This is a genomic window from Alcaligenes sp. SJTW-7, from assembly GCF_047716895.1.
In the GTDB taxonomy this organism is placed as follows: domain Bacteria; phylum Pseudomonadota; class Gammaproteobacteria; order Burkholderiales; family Burkholderiaceae_B; genus Alcaligenes; species Alcaligenes ammonioxydans.
Genome location: NZ_CP136682.1, coordinates 2,519,497 through 2,537,417 on the forward strand (window position 1 = coordinate 2,519,497; position 17,921 = coordinate 2,537,417).

A 17,921-nucleotide genomic window follows, 5' to 3' on the forward strand; every position below is an offset into this window, starting at 1 on the left:
GCCTGCCCTGACGCAAGTACAGGGACAGGCCGTCCCCGCACGGGGTTTCTGACAAGCTGTGCCGCCCCGGTCACAAAAGCCCAGGCTGGACAGACTGGGCTTGGTCAGGGGCAAGCGCGCGCTCAGGCCTGAGCGCGTGCGGGTAACATCTTCCCGGGATTCATGATGTTATGCGGGTCAAGCGCCCGCTTGATGCTGCCCATCACGTCGAGCGCATCTTGACCGTGTTCGGCCAGCATGAACTCCATCTTGTGCAAACCTACGCCGTGCTCGCCGGTACAGGTACCTTGCATGGCAATCGCCCGTTCCACCAGCCGGCGGTTCAGGCGCTCGGACTCGTCCCATTCCTCCTGACTATCGGCATCGAGCAACATCAGCACGTGAAAGTTGCCATCGCCCACGTGGCCCACGATGGTGTACGGAAACGGAGCCTGATCCATGTCGGCCGCGGTCTGGGCCACGCACTCTGCCAACGCAGAGATAGGGACGCACACGTCCGTGGTGCTGGAGCGGCACCCAGGGCGCAGTTGCAAGCCGGCAAAGTAGGCATTGTGTCGAGCCGTCCACAAACGGGAACGGTCCTCGGCCTTGTCGGCCCACTCAAAATCCATGCCACCATTTTCACGGGTGATTTCCTGAACTACCTGGGCCTGCTCCTGAACCCCGCTGGGGCTGCCATGGAATTCAAAAAGCAACAGGGGCGATTCTTTCAGTGTCAGCTTGCTGTAGGCATTGGTGGCACGTACGGCTGCGGTATCCATGAATTCGACACGCGCAATCGGAATACCCATTTGAATGACCTCGATCACGCTCTGCACGGCAGAGCGCAGATCGGGGAAATTACAGATGGCGGCAGAAATAGCTTCGGGCTGAGGGTACAGACGGACAGTCACTTCGGTGATGATGCCCAGCGTGCCTTCGCTACCGATGAATAGACGGGTCAGGTCGTAACCGGCCGAGGATTTCTTGGCGCGGTTAGCGGTATCGATAATACGGCCGTCTGCCGTCACGACCTTCAGGGTCAGGACGTTTTCACGCATCGTCCCGTAGCGCACGGCATTGGTACCCGACGCACGGGTTGCCGCCATCCCGCCCAAGCTGGCATCCGCACCGGGATCGATGGGAAAAAACAAGCCCGTATCACGGATATGCTCGTTCAAGGCCATGCGCGTCACGCCAGCTTGCACCGTGGCGGTGAAGTCTTCGGCGTTGATTGCCACGATCTCGTCCATGCCGGACAAATCCAGGCTGACGCCACCTTGAATTGCCAGGAAATGTCCTTCCAGCGAGGAGCCAGCCCCGTAAGGGATCAGCGGCACATGATGCTCGTGACAATGACGGGCCACCCAGGCCACTTCTTCAGTGCTGCGGGCAAACACAACCACATCGGGCAGCATGGGTGGATAAGGCGATTCATCCCGACCATGGTGCTCACGCACGGCGTGAGACAGCGAGCAACGCTCTTGAAACTGAGCCTGCAAGGCTTCTACAAAACCTTCAGGTAAAGGGCGCCGCACGATTTCGGCATGAGCGGGAGCATTCATGAACATTCCAAAAAGGCAAAACCTTATTATGAGTGGCTAAGTGCCCCTTCTTCAAGTGCGACCCGGGCCTGACGGCGCTGACGCACGGCTTGGGCCAGGTTCTCCAGCACCGCCACCGTGTCATCCCAATCAATGCAACCGTCCGTAATGCTTTGCCCGTACGTCAGCGGCTTGCCTTCGACGACGTCCTGACGGCCGCCGACCAGATGACTTTCGATCATCACGCCACAAATGCGCATATCGCCACCCGCAATCTGACCGGCCACATCGGCCAGCACGTCAGGCTGACGACGGTAATCCTTGTTGCTATTGGCATGGCTGGCATCGATCATCACACGCGGCACCATGCCGGCCTTGATCATGGCCTGGCTGGTGGCTTCGACATGCTCAGCGTCATAGTTTGGCGCCTTGCCGCCGCGCAGAATCACATGGCAATCGTTATTGCCCACGGTGGACACAATGGCGGAGTGACCACCCTTGGTGACCGACAGGAAATGGTGAGGTTGGGAGGCCGCCTTGATGGCATCCAGCGCAATGCGGATATTGCCATCCGTGCCGTTCTTGAAACCGACCGGGCAAGACAATCCCGAGGACAGTTCTCGGTGAACCTGACTTTCTGTCGTGCGCGCACCAATCGCGCCCCACGACACCAGATCAGCAATGTACTGGGGTGTAATCATGTCCAGAAACTCGCAGCCCGCTGGCAAATCCAGCTGGTTCACAGCCAGCAGCAATTCACGAGCAGTGCGCAAACCCTGATTGATATTGAAGCTGCCATCCATGTTTGGATCGTTAATCAGGCCCTTCCAGCCCACGGTGGTACGAGGCTTTTCAAAGTACACGCGCATGACAATTTCCAGCTCGGGCGCAAAACGCTTGCGCTGTTCTGTCAGGCGGCGGGCGTAGTCCATGGCCGCTTCGGTATCGTGAATGGAACACGGGCCCACCACGACCACCAGACGATCGTCCTGTTCGTGAAGAATCTTGTGGATGCTGCGGCGCGCCTTGTGAACCGTCGTCGATACAGCAGAGGTACACGGAAACTCGCGCATCACGTGCGATGGGGGAGAGAGCTCCTTAATTTCACGAATCCGTAAATCATCAGTATTGTGCGACACGATTTAACTCCAGTTGGTTTGCCAGGTCCGGGGGCAAACGAAAAAAAAGCCGCCCGGTCTATGCTGGCGGCTTATTTCAGGATTTAGGTCTTACTTCTGTTTGGTGCAACCCGTCCTTTCCTCCACCAGCGGCATCGGAAAAGCATAAAAATAAAAGAAGAAAACGGGGTTTGCGAAAGTCATGGGAAAAATCCTAACACAGTTCCTGAGGCGCCGCCAAACAAAACCAGCAAGATTCATCCAAAAAACCGCATAAAAACAAAATATTTATACCAAAAACCCATGAAAAAAACCCATAAAACGAAACATATATTTCGTTTAGTGAATTTTATTGGCCCATTTGTTTCGTGCTGACGCAAAAAAACACGATAAATCGTTTAGAACCTTGGTTTGTCTTATTTTTACATCTGAACACAATTAGGCTTATTGTCATCGGACTGTCATGCAGAAAGGGCCAGAACCCTGGCTCTGACCCTTAGCCGACTCACTTAGCAGCACGCGATACGTCCTTTACCCCCATACCGCGCCTGCTGTCGTTCGCGGAAGAACTCGGCGTATGCCATCGGCTGTTGGTCCGGATGATTTACCCGCATGTGCGTCAGATAGGTCTCGTAATCCGGTACACCGACCATCAGACGCAAGGTGGTGGCCAGGTAGCGTCCCGTCCCCCGCCCTGCCTGGGCTCCGCGCGCTATCGCTCCAGTCAATAATCCTTTCATATCACGCTCCTGCTGTTGCCTGAGCCGGCAAAGGCTCATACAGCGTCTCGGCTGAATGTGGCACGGCACTGCGGCGCGCGTTCAACACGCAACGTATGCCAAAGAACACCATGCTCACAACCACAAAAATGAACAAGCCGCATAAGGTCGAGTTCACATAATCGTTGAAAATAACCTGCTGCATCTGCTCCAGCGATTTGGCAGGAGCCATGACCGTTTGTTCGGCCAGACCTTGTTGATACACCTTGGCATGCGCCAGAAAGCCGATCTTGGGATCAGGGTGAAACATCTTCTGAAAGCCGGCAAACAGCGTGCAGATCAACAGCCAGATAGTAGGAACCACGGTCACCCAGGCGTAGCGATCTTTCTTCATCTTAAAGAGCACCACCGTCCCCAGCACCAATGCCACTGCCGCCAGCATCTGGTTGGCAATACCGAACAAAGGCCACAACGTATTGATGCCACCCAACGGATCAACCACCCCCTGATACAGGAAATAGCCCCACGCCGCCACGCACAAGGACGTGGCAATCAGGTTAGCGACCAAGGACTCGGTACGGCGCAAGCCCGGTACGAAGGTGCCCATCAGATCCTGCAGCATGAAGCGGCCGGCACGGGTGCCGGCATCCACGGCAGTCAGGATGAACAGGGCCTCGAACAGAATCGCAAAGTGATACCAGAAACTCATCATCGCCGGCCCGCCGATGACATTATGCAAGATGAAGGCCATGCCTACCGCCAGGGTAGGAGCACCACCCGCACGCGAAATAATGCTGTTTTCACCCACGTCGCTGGCCATCTGGGTCAGATCGGCCGGCGTAATCAGAAAGCCCCAGCTGGACACCACTTGCGCGGCCTGTTCAGGAGTCGTGCCGATCAGGGCAGCCGGGCTGTTCATGGCGTAGTAAATGCCAGGTTCGATCACGCAAGCAGCGACCAAAGCCATGATGGCCACAAAGGATTCCATCAGCATGCCGCCGTAACCGATATAGCGCGCCTGGGTTTCGTTTTCGATCATCTTGGGTGTGGTGCCCGAGGAAATCAAGGCGTGGAAACCGGACACGGCACCGCAAGCAATGGTGATGAACAAGAAGGGGAACAAGCTGCCGGACCAGACCGGCCCTGTGCCATCAATAAATTTGGTGGTCGCTGGCATTTTCAGATCGGGCGCCACAATTACAATCCCGATGGCCAGACCCACAATCGTGCCGATTTTCAGGAAGGTGGACAGATAGTCACGCGGAGCCAGCAGCAGCCAAACGGGCAGCACAGCGGCAATAAAGCCATAAATAATCAGTGCCCAGGTCAGCTCTTCGCCATTCAACGTGAAGAACGGCCCCCAGGTGGGGTGCGCGGCCACGTCCTGGCCGTACACAATCGCGGCCAGCAGAAAGATCAGCCCGATCACCGAGACCTCGCCAATACGGCCCGGCCGCAGGAAGCGCAGATAAATCCCCATGAAAATGGCTAGCGGAATCGTCGCTGCCACCGTAAAGGTGCCCCACGGTGAGTTGATCAGGGCCTTGACCACAATCAGCGCCAGCACGGCCAGGATGATAACCATGATCATGAAGGCGCCAAACAGCGCAATGACGCCAGGCACCGTGCCCAGTTCGGACTTGATCAGATCCCCCAGCGAGCGCCCGTCGCGGCGCATGGAGATGAACAGAACGGTAAAGTCCTGCACGGCCCCCGCAAATACCACGCCGGCCAGAATCCAGAGCATGCCGGGCAGATAACCCATTTGCGCAGCCAGCACCGGCCCGACCAAGGGGCCCGCGCCAGCAATCGCCGCGAAGTGGTGACCAAAGAGCACATGCTTATTGGTCGGTACATAGTCCAGACCATCGTTATGACGCCAGGCAGGCGTCATGCGGGTGGCGTCCAGCTCAAAGACCTTACGAGCAATGAAACGGCTGTAGTAACGATAGGCAATCAAATAGACGCAGACTGCGGCGACTACGATCCATAGAGCATTGATGCTCTCCCCCCGGCTTAGCGCCACCGTTCCCAGGGCAAAGGCCCCCAGCACCGCAACCAGCACCCAAATCAGATGCTGTTTTATAAAACCGCCCTCTTCTCTGCTCATAGAGCCTCCACGATTTTGCATTAAGTAAGTCTGTCACCAACTTTTTTTCCGGCTGTACTTCTGATCTGAAGAAGTCGCCAGCTGCCGGTACAAGAGGCGCAGCACCGCGTAGGATGAGCACTCTTGCTGGGACCGCACAGTGTTCTTGATACCGTGCATTTCCCGCACCAGCAGGGTTTGAAAGCGCCGTAAAGCGCACTTTCCAAAAAGGTGTCGGCGCGCCCGAAGGCGCGCCGAACTCATTCATGAATCAATCTGGGGTAGGCACAAGCCAGGCGCTTTTGAGAGGACAAGCGCTCTTTAATCCTTGGGAGCATAGTAAAAACACGTACTCAAGACACCACGCATTTTCCCTAAGACCAAACTCTTTACTTATATATAAATTCTAATCAGTTCTTTTGGTCGATAGTTTCTATCCATTTAATTTGAGTACGAATGATTTTATGCGCTATGATTTCCCTGCAAATCTTTCGTAAAACAAATCATTCATAACGAAATGGTAAAGGCGAGAAAAGGACTCATGATGAAACTACACTCCAAGCCCCTCTGCGCGCTGGCCTTGGCCCTGCTGGGCACCGTCGCTGCCGCCTCCAGCGCCCACGCGGTCACGCTGGAACAAGTCAAAGAGCGCGGCGTGATTCGCGTCGCCGTTGCAAATGAAATTCCTTACGGTTACATGGACATGTCCGGCAAGGCTCAGGGCGCAGGCCCTGAAGTGGCGCAAGCCATCCTGGAGCGTCTGGGCATCAAGGAAATCAAATGGGAAACCGCCAACTTCGGCTCCCTGATTCCCGGCCTGCAAGCCAAGCGCTTTGATATGGTGGCCGCTGAAATGGCCATCCTGCCGCAACGCTGCAATACCGTGCTGTTCTCCGAGCCCAACAGCTCGTATGGTGAAGGCCTGCTCGTGGCCAAGGGCAATCCCAAAAACATTCACGCCTACGAGGACTTTGCCAAGACCGATCACAAGATCGCCATCATGGCCGGTGCCGATCAATTGGAAATGATGCAGGCCCTGGGCGTACCCGATGATCGCATGATCACGATTTCCAACAACGCGGATGCCATCTCTACCGTCGCCACGGGTCGTGCCGACGCCTATGCTGCCACCGGCCAGACCGTCAGTGACCTGGCATCCAAAGGGAGCGGCAAGGTGGAACTGGCCGCCGAATTCAAGGACCCCGTCATCAACGGCATTCCGGTTCGCAGCTGGGGCGGTTTTGCTTTTGCCAAGGAATCCGAAGATCTGCGCGACGCAGTGAACAAGGAGCTGGCCGAATTCAAGAAAACCGAGGAATGGAAAGCGATCCTCGACAAGCACGGCTTTACCGAGGAAGACGCCAAGCACTCGTTTGAAAAATCCACGGAACAGCTGTGTAAAGCCTGATCCTTCACCTGCGGGTAAGGCGGCCGCACGAACCTGCGTAGCCCCTCGCAAGGGCCCATTTCGCACCGGGAGTGCCCCGCCTGCCCTTGTCCGGAATCTGATATGGATTGGTTAAGTTACAGCTCGGCCCTGATGGAAGGGGCCTGGGTCACCATACAGCTCACCCTGTACTCAACGGTCGTGGGGGCCATCGCCGCCTTCGCGCTGGGTATAGGCAGGCTATCGCGATCTGTGGTCCTGCGCTCCTTGTCCATCACCGTTATCGAGGTGTTTCGCGGCACCTCTTTGTTGGTACAGCTATTCTGGCTGTACTTTGCCTTGCCGATTCTGGGCGAGTCGCTCGGTCTGGACTGGCGGCTGGACCCGGTCGTGGCTGGAACCCTGGCATTGGGCCTGAACATTGGCGCTTATGGGGCCGAAGTGGTGCGCGGCGCTATCCAGGCCGTACCGCATTCTCAACTGGAAGCCGCCAAGGCCCTGGACTTTACAGAACGCCAAACCCTGTGGCGCATCAGCCTGCCCCAGGCCATTCCAGAGATGATGCCCAGTTTCGGAAATCTGGCCGTGCAGAACCTGAAGGATACAGCCCTGGTCTCCCTGATCAGCTTGGGGGACTTGAGCTTTAGAGCTGAACAAATACGCAACTTCACCCAAGACAGCACCACCATCTACACCCTGCTTTTGCTGATGTACTTTGGCATGGCATTGGTACTGACCGTCCTGATGAAATTGCTGGAGCGCGCAACCGGCCGCTGGCGCGCGCAAAGGAGCTGAACATGCTGTTTGGTATTGAATGGGACACCAGCAGCAATGGAGCATTTGCGCTGTCTATCCTGCCTATCCTGCTCAAAGGTTTATGGGTGACCATCCAGGCCGCCGTGCTGGGTTTTGGTGTTGCCGCCGTGTTAGGACTGATTCTGGCAGGCCTGAAAAGCGTGCGTCTGCGCCTGATCTCCTGGCCCGCCTATGTGTTGACCGAGTTCCTGCGCGACACGCCATTGCTGGTGCAATTGTTTTTCCTGTACTACGTACTGCCGGACTACGGCATCGTGCTGCCCGCCTTCCTGACCGGCGCGCTGGCACTGGGTGTGCAGTACAGCGCATATCTGTCGGAAGTTTATCGGGCCGGTCTGGAATCCGTCACCCACGGGCAGACTGAAGCTGCCCGTGCGCTGGATATTTCCCCATTGCGCACCTTTATGGTCATCACCCTGCCCCAGGCCATCCCCCGCATCATTCCAGCCATGGGCAACTACTTGGTATCCATCATGAAAGACGTGCCCGTGCTTTCTGTTGTATCGGTGCTGGAAGTGCTGAATGTGGCCAAGATTATTGGTGACCGTACCTTTAACTACATCATTCCCCTGTCCATGGTGGGCGGCCTGTACCTGCTGCTGACCCTGCTGGCTTCAGCGGGGATACGAGCACTGGACCAACGTTTGCCCAAGCAAGGAATCCCTCTGCGATGATCGACACACTCTCCAAGCCCATCATTGAATTTGAGCATGTCACCAAAAAATTCGGTGACGTCACCGTACTGGATGCATTGAACTTTCAAGTCAGGCGGGGTGAAAAAGTCACTATCATCGGCCCCTCAGGATCGGGCAAATCAACGGTGCTACGTATCCTGATGACGCTGGAAACCATAGACGACGGCGTCATTACAGTCGCGGGCAAACCCCTGTGGCATGAACGTGTCAACGACCAGTTGGTCCCCGCCAGCCAAAAGCATTTGCGCGAAATGCGCAAGGAAATGGGAATGGTATTTCAGCAGTTCAATCTGTTCCCTCACATGACCGTAATGCGCAACGTGACCGAAGCCCCCATGCATGTACTGGGCCTGTCCAAAGAGCAAGCGCGCGAACGAGCCACCAAATACCTGGATCTGGTGGGTCTGATCGACCATGCGGACAAATTCCCCAGTCAGCTCTCGGGCGGTCAGCAACAACGTGTGGGCATTGCCCGCGCTCTGGCCATGGAGCCGAACATTTTGCTGTTCGATGAGCCCACCTCGGCACTGGACCCGGAACTGGTCGGCGAAGTGCTGGGCGTGATTCAGAAGCTGAGCCAGGAACAGGATCTGACCATCTTGCTGGTGACCCACGAAATGCAATTTGCCAAGGAGGTGTCAGACCGCGTCTGTTTCTTTGACAAAGGCGTGATCGTGGAATCCGGTCCGCCAGAGCAAGTGTTCTGTCACCCGCAGGAAGCACGGACCCAGGCCTTTTTGAGCAATTTCATTCAAGCGGCGTAGTCAATCCCCAGTGGTGGGCCACTTCTGCCACTGAGATGCTCCTCTTTAGCGACGCTGGCGGCAAAGTGAGACTTCAAGCCGTTTACACCACGCCCACGCTGGCACTCAAGGCTGAGGCACTCGTCCATCCCAATACCGTGGTAACCAAGGGCCTGGCGGCCCCGCACCCGTCGGGCCTGCCTGCCGTATCGTGGCGCCCTCTCGAGTGTCTGACCTGCGCTTTTCTGAGCGTCAGAACCTGAGTCTGCCACTGAAAACCTGCCCATACAAAAAAACGCCCCCCGGAAATAAATCCAGGGAGCGTTTTATCGGGCCAAGGTCTCAAAAACTACAGACCTTCCGCTTGTTCAGGACTCCAACAGCGGCCCATCCAATGGCTTAAGGACGGGGAAATGTCCACGTGTGGCTACATGTGCAGGCCGAGGGGTCAGACCCTGCTTGGGCTCACCCACACAATTTTCCACGCTATTGTAGACCGTGAACACATTGGCTCGTGGCCAAGGCGAAATATTGCTGGCTGAACCATGCAAGGTATTGCAGTCAAAAAAGATCACGGAACCGGCTTTGGCCGTAATGGCTTCGATTCCACCCTGATCGACCAGCAAACGCAAGCTGATCGGGTCAGGCACGCCATACTCCTGCTTGCGCAAGGACTCCTTGTAGTGATTGTCCGGCGTCTGCCCAGTGCAGGAAATGAACTGACGGTGTGAACCCGGCACCAGCATCAGTGGCCCGTTGCACACATTATTGTCCGTAAGCAGCACCGAACAACTCAAGGCGCGCATTTGGGGCATCCCGTCTTCAATATGCCAGGTCTCGAAGTCCGAATGCCAATAGAACTCCTTGCCGGTAAAGCCCGGCTTCAGGTTGGCACGGGACTGATGCACATAGACTTCCGAGCCCAGAATCTGGCGGGCCACATCCAGCACCCGCGGGTCCCGCACCAGGCGGGCAATCAGGTCGCTCAGCTCATGCACCCGAAAGATCGAACGCACCGCCTGGCTGCCCTTTTCAACCACGGCTTCTTCACGCGACAAAATGGCGGGGTCTGCACTCATGGCCTGGACATTACTCAGCAGCGCCTGCACTTCCTGCGCATTGAACAAGTCAGGCAACAGCAAAAAGCCATTGTCCTCATATTCGCGCAGTTGGGCCCGATTCAAGGGCTGGCTACCTACCGGGTCCGGATACACCACCGGCTCCTGACGGCTGACGATGGCCGCCGTTCGTTCTGTACGGGATGTGTACAGATCGCTCATGGTCACTGTCATCATGATCTCCTTAAGATGTCAGTCTTCCACAATAGCGGGATAGACCCCTTTCTCATCGTGAACTTCCTGACCGGTCAAGGGCGGATTGAACACGCATATCACCCGCAATGGCTCCTTGCCACCGCGCAGATAGTGCTCATCGTGCTGATCCAGGGCGTAGACCACGCCTGGCCCCAACTCGTACTTCTTGCCGTCGGCTACCGTTTCAATTTCACCGTCGCCTTCAATGCACCACACCGCCTCCAAATGATTCTGGTAGTGGATGTGCGTCTCAGTGCCCGGAAAAATAACGGTTTCGTGAAAAGAAAAGCCCATGCCGTCTTTCTTGAGCAAGACACGGCGACTGACCCAGGTGTCCGTGCGCACCTCGTCACGGGTTCCAATCACATCTTTGACGTTTTTGACCAGCATCAGCGTGCTCCTCCAATCTTCAGAATCTTGGCCTGACTGCCGCGTTTGGACAGGCACTGGGCGACACTGCGCTCAATGATGTCCAGACCTTGGCTGAGCTCCTCGTTGCTGATCGTGAGCGCCGGCAGCAGCTTCAACACCTCGTCGTGGGCCCCCGAGGTCTCAATGACCAAACCCTGCTTGAAGGCCTGGGCCGCAATTTCATTAGCCAGACCCGCACCGGGCGGCGTGACCAGACCTTGAATCAGTCCGCGTCCCCGCACACTCAAGCCCCGATCCGGGTAGCTGTGCACCAGATTTTCCAGCCAGTCGCGCACCTGTCGCTCCTTGGCCTGGATTTCCGTCTCGAAGTCCTCATTGGCCCAGTAACTTTCCAGAGCCTGGGCGGCCGTCACAAATGCCAGGTTATTGCCACGGAAGGTGCCGTTATGGGCGCTGGGCTTCCACACATCCAGCTCAGGGCGCAACAGGACCAAGGACATGGGCAAGCCAAAACCGGACAACGATTTGGACAGTGTAATGATGTCAGGGCTGATGCCGGCCTGTTCAAAGCTGAAGAAACGACCAGTACGACCACAACCGACCTGAATGTCATCGACAATCAGCAACATGTCATGTTCGCGGCACAGGCGTTGCAACTCGCGCAACCAGCGCTGTGTGGCCACGTTCACGCCTCCTTCACCTTGCACGGTTTCCACGATGACCGCGGCAGGATGGTCCAGGCCGCTGCTGGGGTCTTCCAGCAAGCGCTCCAGATAGGCCATCGTATTGACGTCCGGCCCCAGGTAACCGTCATACGGCATAAACGAGGTATTGCCCAGGGCCACACCTGCCGCACTGCGGAACTTGGAATTTGCCGTCACTGCCAGGGAACCCGTGCTGACGCCGTGGAAACCGTGCGTAAAGGAAATCACATTCTGGCGCCCCTTGACCTGTCGCGCCAGTTTTAACGCCGCCTCCACGGCATTGGTGCCCGTCGGGCCCGTAAACTGCAGGCGATAATTCCACCCGCGCGGTTTGAGCAGTATCTTGTCCACCGCTTCCAGAAAATACTTCTTGGCGCTGGTGGCCATATCCAAACCATGTACCAAGCCGTCGGTGTTCAGGTACTCAATCAGCTTTTCTTTCAAGTGGGGATTGTTATGCCCGTAATTGAGCGTACCGGCTCCACTGAAAAAATCGATGTATTGCCTGCCTGACTCGTCCTCCAAAACCGAGCCTCGGGCTTTGTTGAAAATGACCGGAAAGGACCGGACGTAGCCCCTTACTTCAGACTCCATCCGGTCGAATATTTTTAAGTCAGTCATATTTCCTCTCCTGGTTATAGAACGGCGTGTCTTGAGCCGACAAACACCAATCAGCGAACCAGACCGGCTCTACCGTTCTTTTGCGTAAAGTCCCCTTATCCTGAGTCCAAGGGGCCGATTCGTAATAGAGGTTCTGCCTCGTGTGCCTGCGCGGCAAACAAAGCAGTATCAAAAAATGCGTGTTCCTGCAGGGGTGCTCCCCAACGGCGCGCCATCGCTGCAAACAAGCCACGCGAGGCCAGGTTGCCGGGGCTGACTGTCGTTTCCAGAAAGCGCCAGTCACGGTCACTCAGACCTTGTCTTAAGTGTTCCAGCATGGCCTGTCCCAGACGCTGCCCACGGGCGCGCTCATGCACCGCCACTTGCCAGACAAAGAGCACATCGGGACGGTCGGGGAGAAAGTAGGCAGAGATGAAACCGTCTATTTGTTCCCCCCGCTGCGCAACAACGCAGGTCCGGGAAAAATGCTCGCTGAGCAGCAAATAGAGATATTCAGAATTCAGGTCCAACGGTGGGCAGGCGGCAATCAGCTGATGGATGGCCGCCGCGTCACGCAGCACGGGCGCACGCAATACCAGCGCCGGAACAGCGGGGGCAGGCCCGGCAGCACCCACGCTGCCTGTCGCGCTGCCCGTATCCGGTCGGGCCGTCACACCACCAACCCGGATTCGGGGGGCACATCCCCTTCCGGGACCTCTAGAATAGGGGAAGCCGTCTCATCGGCCTCCAGCACGACATCCGGATCCGCATCAAGCAGGCGAACAATGCGCTCCAAGGACAGCGTCATGGTGGCTTGCTCCAGCTCAGGCAGCTCTTTGAGGGCGTCCGACAACTTCTTTTGCAAAGGGGATGGTGTATCACGGGCCAAGGTCTTGCCTTCCGGTGTGGCACTGACAAATACAATGCGGCGGTCTTCCCGACCACGCTCGCGCAACACCAGCTTCTTGTCTTCCAGACGATCCAGAATCCCCACTACGGTGCTGGGGCTGACGTGCATTTCGCGACTGATGGCCGTCGCCGTCAAGGGCCCCTTCTCAATAATGGTGCGCAGGCAGATCAACTGGGGCGCGGTGATATTGCTGTACGCCGACAGCTGCCGGGAATGCAGGGCAATCGAGCGCGTGATCTGGCGCAAAGCCCGCAAAATTCGTAAATCGTAATGTTGATCCGTAGTCATTTAATTAGCCAAACAAAATAATTCAGCACTATTAATTCGTGTTGAAATGATATCCGCAGAAAATATTCAAGTCAAACCGATTTACACTCAAAATCATACGGAGCGTAAACAGAAGGTTCGACTCAAAACTCAAGAAAATGTAAGTATTCCAACTTGTCGCCCTCTCCAGGGGGGTAGACAAAATGGCCTGTTATCCTTGTCCTCCCGTCCTCACAAGGGGTACGAGCGCGCACCGCGCCTGCAGTACACTGCTACAAACGGTCCGCCCACACGGCCTGGATCGCTGTCAGCACCCATCCCTGGCGCTCAAGCTCTGCTTACAGACAGCCAGATCCGGATACAAAGCCGGCCCATTAACCCATAAGTGTCCCCAGCAAGTAAAGCCGCCTGCCGCCCAGGGCACGCTCGGCAGACATTGAAACCCGCATGAAACAATCTGATAAAGCCACCCTGATCGGGCTGATGGCCATCATCTTATGGAGCACGATTGTCGGCCTGATCCGCAGCGTCAGCGACTATCTGGGCCCTACCGGCGGCGCGGCCCTGATTTATACCTTGGCCTCCGTCTTTTTGCTTTTATCAACTGGATGGGTGAGGCTGCGCGAATTTCCGCGCCTTTATCTGTTCTGGGGCAGCATCCTCTTTGTCTGCTATGAGCTCTGCCTGGCCCTATCGATTGCTTATGCGCATAACAGCCGGCAAGCCATTGAGGTGGGCATGGTCAATTATCTCTGGCCGACCTTCACCATCGTGGCGGCCATTTTATTCAAGCAACAGAAAGCCAATTGGCTGATCGTCCCGGGCCTGTTTTTGTCCATGTTGGGCATCAGCTGGATTCTCGGTGGTGAGCAAGGCTTGAATCCGAACAGCGTCTGGCTCAACGTGCAGGACAACCCCTTGAGCTATGGCCTGGCACTGAGCGGGGCCCTGATCTGGGCTGGCTACAGCACCATGACCGCACGCATCGCGCAGGGTAAAAATGGCATCACCTTATTTTTCATGCTGACCGCGGCCACCTTGTGGATGAACCATCTGTTTCAGGGAGCTCCTAGCCTGACAGTGTCGACACCGGCTCTGGTGTATTTGCTGTTGGCTGCCAGCGCGATGGGTTTTGGCTATGCAGCCTGGAATGTCGGCATTTTGCACGGCAATATCACCCTGCTCGCCGGTGCCTCCTACTTTATCCCGGTATTTTCGGCGGCCTTGTCCAGCCTGCTACTGCGCACGCCATTGGCGACGAGCTTCTGGCAAGGCTCAGCCATGGTGTGCTCGGGCGCCTTGCTATGCTGGCTGGCCATCCGGCTTCGCCAGCCCAAAGTGCTCAAGAACGCGCAACCTGCTGAAAAGTCGCGCTGCATCTCTGCCGACGCAGCGGGGCCCCCGGGGCAACAATAACAAAGTAAAAGCGATTTGTTGCGGCGCAATATAAAAACAAAAAACCGCTCCTGCTTAATTCAAGCAGAAGCGGTACGAATAACCATTTAATTAGCTGGCAAATTAAATCAGGCGGTACCACCCACGGTCAGATTTTCCATTCGCACGGTAGGAATCCCTACCCCAACAGGGACACTTTGACCTTCTTTACCGCAGGTCCCTACCCCAGGATCGAGCTGCATATCATTGCCGATCATGCTGATTTGATTCATGGCATCCGGGCCACTGCCGATCAAGGTGGCGCCTTTGACGGGATACATCAATTTGCCGTTTTCAATGACCCAGGCCTCCGAAGCGGAAAAAACAAACTTACCGCTCGTAATATCAACCTGCCCACCACCAAAGTCCACAGCATATAAGCCTTTCTTGACCGAAGCGATGATCTCCTGAGGATCTTTATCGCCACCCAACATAAACGTGTTGGTCATGCGCGGCAAAGGCAAGCTGGCATAGGATTCACGGCGGCCATTGCCGGTAATGGCCGCACCCATCAAGCGCGCATTATGGGTATCTTGCAAATACCCTTTCAAAATACCGTCCTCGATCAGAACCGTACGTTGCGTGGCATTGCCTTCATCATCCATATTCAAGGAGCCACGACGGTTTTCCAGGGTGCCGTCGTCAATGACGGTTACCCCTTTGGACGCCACACGCTGGCCAATACGGCCCGAGAACAGGCTGCTGCCGCGACGGTTGAAGTCGCCTTCCAGACCGTGGCCCACGGCTTCGTGCAGCATGACACCAGGCCAGCCTGGGCCTAGAACCACCGTCATCTGACCGGCAGGCGCAGGCTTGGCCTCCAGATTGGTCATGGCCGAGCGCACGGCCTTGTCCACATAGGCACGCAGCATGTCGTCGGAAAAGTACGACAGATCCACCCGGCCGCCACCCGCTGCCGAACCACGCTCACGACGGCCATTTTGTTCGACAATCACCGACAGGGACAAATGCACCAGGGGACGGACATCGGCGGCCAGACGACCATCGCTGCCCGCAACCAGCACCACATCATATTCCGCCCCCAGGCTGGCCATAACTTGCACCACACGCGAATCGGCTGCCCGAGCCAAGGCGTCCAGACGCCCCAACAAAGCCACTTTTTCTGGCGCAGGCAAGCTGGCAATGGGGTCCGTTCCGGTATAAAGCGTCGCACGCTGCGAATCGGCCGGCACCAAAATCCCGCTTTTTCCCGAGCCCCCCTGACGGGCAATGGAACGCACCACGCGCGCCGAAGACAGCAAGGCCTCAGGACTTAAGGAGTCCGAATAGGCAAACGCGGTTTTCTCGCCGCTCAGCGCGCGCACACCCACGCCCTGCTCAATCGAGAAACTGCCGCTTTTCACAATGCCCTCGTCCAGGCTCCAGCCCTCGCTGCGGGTGTACTGAAAATATAAATCGGCATAGTCAGCCTGATGGGTGAAGATTTCACCCAGCGCACCGGACAGGTGGCTTTCATGCAAGCCCCAAGGCTCGAGCAACAGACCACGGGCGCATTCCAGGGCATTGATTGCCGGATCAACTAGCTTCATCGTTTATTCCTACTGACAGATCCCTGGCAAGCCCACGGCTGCAAGGGACGAAAATGGGTACCGACAGACGCACTGACATCCATTCGGTTTCCGTCCATCTGAGCATTAAAACAGAATGTGCCACCGTATGCGATGCCCACGTACTGAACCGGCTATTTTCGGGCTTTCCGACGCTGAATCAGGCAGCTCCCCTAATCGCGACAAAAAACTCCAATTACGACATTTTCTGATACCTAATTAAAATTATTTTATATTTTTCTTAATTAAAAATTCAGCTATATGGTTTTTGTATAAACCCATTCAAAATCATGATAACCCCTGATTAGTTTAAATAATCACGCCCCATAGAATTGACTAATGACTATAAACAATTACAGAGACTAAACAGTTTTTTTGAATTAACGTTTATTTTTTTCAAACCACTTATATTTTCAAGGAAATCAAAGTACACTGTTTTCGCATGATAAACATGAGCTCGTGCAGGCAGGGTTTATCAGATAACTACAAACATGAAACAGGAATCCTATATGTCAGTCGAAACTTACAGCTCCGCAAAGCAGAAGATAGAAAAAGAGATTCTGCGTCTTCAAAAGCAGATGAAATCCCTTCGAGTCAAACAGCGTCGTCCTGTCATCGCATCCATCGTCAAATCCATGCAAGATAACGAGATCACGATTGAGGAAGTCGCTGAAGCTCTGGAAAACTCTGCTCGTCGTGGTGCTGGTGCGTCCACCAGCCCCAAAACCAGCCTGCCTCCCAAATACCGTCACCCCGGCACCCAGGACACCTGGACGGGCCGTGGTCGCCCCCCACGCTGGATCATTGACGCAGAAGCCAATGGCCGCAGCCGTGAAGAGTTCCTTATCAAATAAGCTCTGGAACCAAACAAAAAAAAGGGACCGTTTTCCAAACGGTCCCTTTTTTATTGTTATAAATTTTTGACTTAATCCCAGACTGCTGACGACTCAATCCCGAGGCAGTGGATAGCGGATATCAATCACCTGTCCATTATTACCAGGGAAGCGATCAAATATGGCCTGGGACAAAAATGGCATCTGCTGGGCCAGGTTGTCGGAATGGCTATAAGACACGGCCGTAGCACGATACACTTCTGTGCCCGAGTTTCGATTATCTGTAATAATTACATTTAGATAATTCTTATACACGGTAACCGGAACGTTCACGACATTCGGCGAATAAAAGAACCCGCCTGCCCAACCATCATTTGGCGCATAATAGCCACGTCCCATTCCCCACCCGGTCGGGCCATAAAAACTATCGGCAAATTGCGGCACCCAGCTTTGTTCCTGAGGATTGCCATAATCCATTTTCACCACAAAGCGCGCTGACTTCAGGTTCGGGGCCTCCACCAGCCCGGTCACGCCAATCGAGGCGCGTACCGAATCGGCAAAAGACTGGTACTCCAGATTATTGCTATCGCCTGGTATAGGCTGAATGTAATAGGTCTCTCCACTGGCGTTCGCGGGCCACTGTTGATAGCGTGTCAATTTGGCAGACCAACTAGGCGCAGCGCACGCCGTGGTCAAGGCGGCAAACGCCAGACTCAGCAGACGCAGGGCGCGCCAGGAAAATACTTCAGAAAGTAAGCTCATCATTTCACCCCTGCTTGTTTTCACTTACACGTTCAAGCCATTTGAGCACAGCGCCAGGGCGCCGACGA

The 17,921-nt window shown here is 55.7% G+C and carries 17 protein-coding genes; 6 read left to right on the forward strand and 11 right to left on the reverse strand.

Annotation, left to right across the window (positions count from 1 at the left end; genetic code table 11):
* Positions 1-122 precede the first annotated feature (122 nt).
* The 4 genes from RSQ48_RS11315 to RSQ48_RS11330 form a co-directional block, all read right to left on the reverse strand.
* Positions 123-1,544 carry an FAD-binding oxidoreductase gene (locus RSQ48_RS11315; protein ID WP_003802895.1) on the reverse strand — a complete coding sequence of 474 codons (1,422 nt, stop codon included), beginning with the start codon at positions 1,542-1,544 and terminating at the stop codon, positions 123-125.
* Positions 1,545-1,570: 26 nt separating this feature from the next.
* Positions 1,571-2,665 carry a 3-deoxy-7-phosphoheptulonate synthase AroG gene (gene aroG / locus RSQ48_RS11320; RefSeq protein WP_329956489.1) on the reverse strand — a complete coding sequence of 365 codons (1,095 nt, stop codon included), beginning with the start codon at positions 2,663-2,665 and terminating at the stop codon, positions 1,571-1,573.
* A 485-nt stretch (positions 2,666-3,150) separates the two neighbouring features.
* On the reverse strand, positions 3,151-3,381 hold the full coding sequence (locus RSQ48_RS11325; RefSeq protein WP_059317966.1) for a YbdD/YjiX family protein: 231 nt from the start codon (positions 3,379-3,381) through the stop codon (positions 3,151-3,153).
* 1 nt (position 3,382) lies between these two features.
* A complete protein-coding gene (locus RSQ48_RS11330; protein WP_003802889.1) occupies positions 3,383-5,470 on the reverse strand; it encodes a carbon starvation CstA family protein in 2,088 nt (695 codons plus the stop codon).
* A gap of 520 nt (positions 5,471-5,990) precedes the next feature.
* On the opposite strand from RSQ48_RS11330, the gene ehuB reads away from it, so the two are divergent.
* The 4 genes from ehuB to ehuA all read left to right on the forward strand — a co-directional run bounded on the left by ehuB (position 5,991) and on the right by ehuA (position 9,111).
* Positions 5,991-6,857 (forward strand): ectoine/hydroxyectoine ABC transporter substrate-binding protein EhuB, encoded by an 867-nt coding sequence (gene ehuB / locus RSQ48_RS11335; RefSeq protein WP_059317967.1) that lies wholly within the window; start codon positions 5,991-5,993, stop codon positions 6,855-6,857.
* Between the two features lie 102 nt (positions 6,858-6,959).
* On the forward strand, positions 6,960-7,631 hold the full coding sequence (ehuC, locus tag RSQ48_RS11340) for an ectoine/hydroxyectoine ABC transporter permease subunit EhuC (protein WP_003802885.1): 672 nt from the start codon (positions 6,960-6,962) through the stop codon (positions 7,629-7,631).
* A 2-nt stretch (positions 7,632-7,633) separates the two neighbouring features.
* Positions 7,634-8,326: an ectoine/hydroxyectoine ABC transporter permease subunit EhuD gene (ehuD, locus tag RSQ48_RS11345; protein ID WP_003802883.1), complete on the forward strand. Its 693-nt coding sequence runs from the start codon at positions 7,634-7,636 to the stop codon at positions 8,324-8,326.
* On the forward strand, positions 8,323-9,111 hold the full coding sequence (gene ehuA / locus RSQ48_RS11350; protein ID WP_003802881.1) for an ectoine/hydroxyectoine ABC transporter ATP-binding protein EhuA: 789 nt from the start codon (positions 8,323-8,325) through the stop codon (positions 9,109-9,111). Before ehuD ends, ehuA begins: the two co-directional genes overlap by 4 nt.
* A gap of 347 nt (positions 9,112-9,458) precedes the next feature.
* Here the strand turns inward: ehuA and thpD are convergent, their stop codons facing one another.
* The 5 genes from thpD to RSQ48_RS11375 form a co-directional block, all read right to left on the reverse strand.
* Positions 9,459-10,382, reverse strand: coding sequence for an ectoine hydroxylase (thpD, locus tag RSQ48_RS11355; protein ID WP_003802877.1), 924 nt, complete (start codon positions 10,380-10,382; stop codon positions 9,459-9,461).
* Positions 10,383-10,400: 18 nt separating this feature from the next.
* Positions 10,401-10,793 (reverse strand): ectoine synthase, encoded by a 393-nt coding sequence (locus RSQ48_RS11360; RefSeq protein WP_059317968.1) that lies wholly within the window; start codon positions 10,791-10,793, stop codon positions 10,401-10,403.
* Positions 10,793-12,100 carry a diaminobutyrate--2-oxoglutarate transaminase gene (gene ectB / locus RSQ48_RS11365; RefSeq protein WP_003802871.1) on the reverse strand — a complete coding sequence of 436 codons (1,308 nt, stop codon included), beginning with the start codon at positions 12,098-12,100 and terminating at the stop codon, positions 10,793-10,795. The genes RSQ48_RS11360 and ectB overlap by 1 nt, the downstream gene beginning before the upstream one ends.
* A 95-nt stretch (positions 12,101-12,195) precedes the next feature.
* Positions 12,196-12,753: a diaminobutyrate acetyltransferase gene (gene ectA, locus RSQ48_RS11370; RefSeq protein WP_003802869.1), complete on the reverse strand. Its 558-nt coding sequence runs from the start codon at positions 12,751-12,753 to the stop codon at positions 12,196-12,198.
* Complete coding sequence (locus RSQ48_RS11375) at positions 12,750-13,277, reverse strand: MarR family winged helix-turn-helix transcriptional regulator (protein WP_003802867.1); 528 nt, start codon at positions 13,275-13,277, stop codon at positions 12,750-12,752. The genes ectA and RSQ48_RS11375 overlap by 4 nt, the downstream gene beginning before the upstream one ends.
* A 426-nt stretch (positions 13,278-13,703) precedes the next feature.
* Here RSQ48_RS11375 and yddG point away from each other — a divergent pair, with 426 nt between their 5' ends.
* A complete protein-coding gene (yddG, locus tag RSQ48_RS11380) occupies positions 13,704-14,672 on the forward strand; it encodes an aromatic amino acid DMT transporter YddG (protein WP_415301806.1) in 969 nt (322 codons plus the stop codon).
* A 107-nt stretch (positions 14,673-14,779) separates the two neighbouring features.
* Here the strand turns inward: yddG and tldD are convergent, their stop codons facing one another.
* Complete coding sequence (gene tldD, locus RSQ48_RS11385) at positions 14,780-16,240, reverse strand: metalloprotease TldD (RefSeq protein ID WP_059317970.1); 1,461 nt, start codon at positions 16,238-16,240, stop codon at positions 14,780-14,782.
* A 527-nt stretch (positions 16,241-16,767) separates the two neighbouring features.
* Between tldD and RSQ48_RS11390 the strand changes: the two genes are divergently transcribed.
* Positions 16,768-17,112 carry an H-NS family nucleoid-associated regulatory protein gene (locus tag RSQ48_RS11390; protein ID WP_415301807.1) on the forward strand — a complete coding sequence of 115 codons (345 nt, stop codon included), beginning with the start codon at positions 16,768-16,770 and terminating at the stop codon, positions 17,110-17,112.
* Positions 17,113-17,205: 93 nt separating this feature from the next.
* On the opposite strand, the gene RSQ48_RS11395 is transcribed toward RSQ48_RS11390, so the two are convergent.
* Positions 17,206-17,856, reverse strand: a complete 651-nt coding sequence (locus tag RSQ48_RS11395; protein ID WP_059317971.1) for a DUF4136 domain-containing protein — start codon at positions 17,854-17,856, stop codon at positions 17,206-17,208.
* Positions 17,857-17,921: the final 65 nt, after the last annotated feature.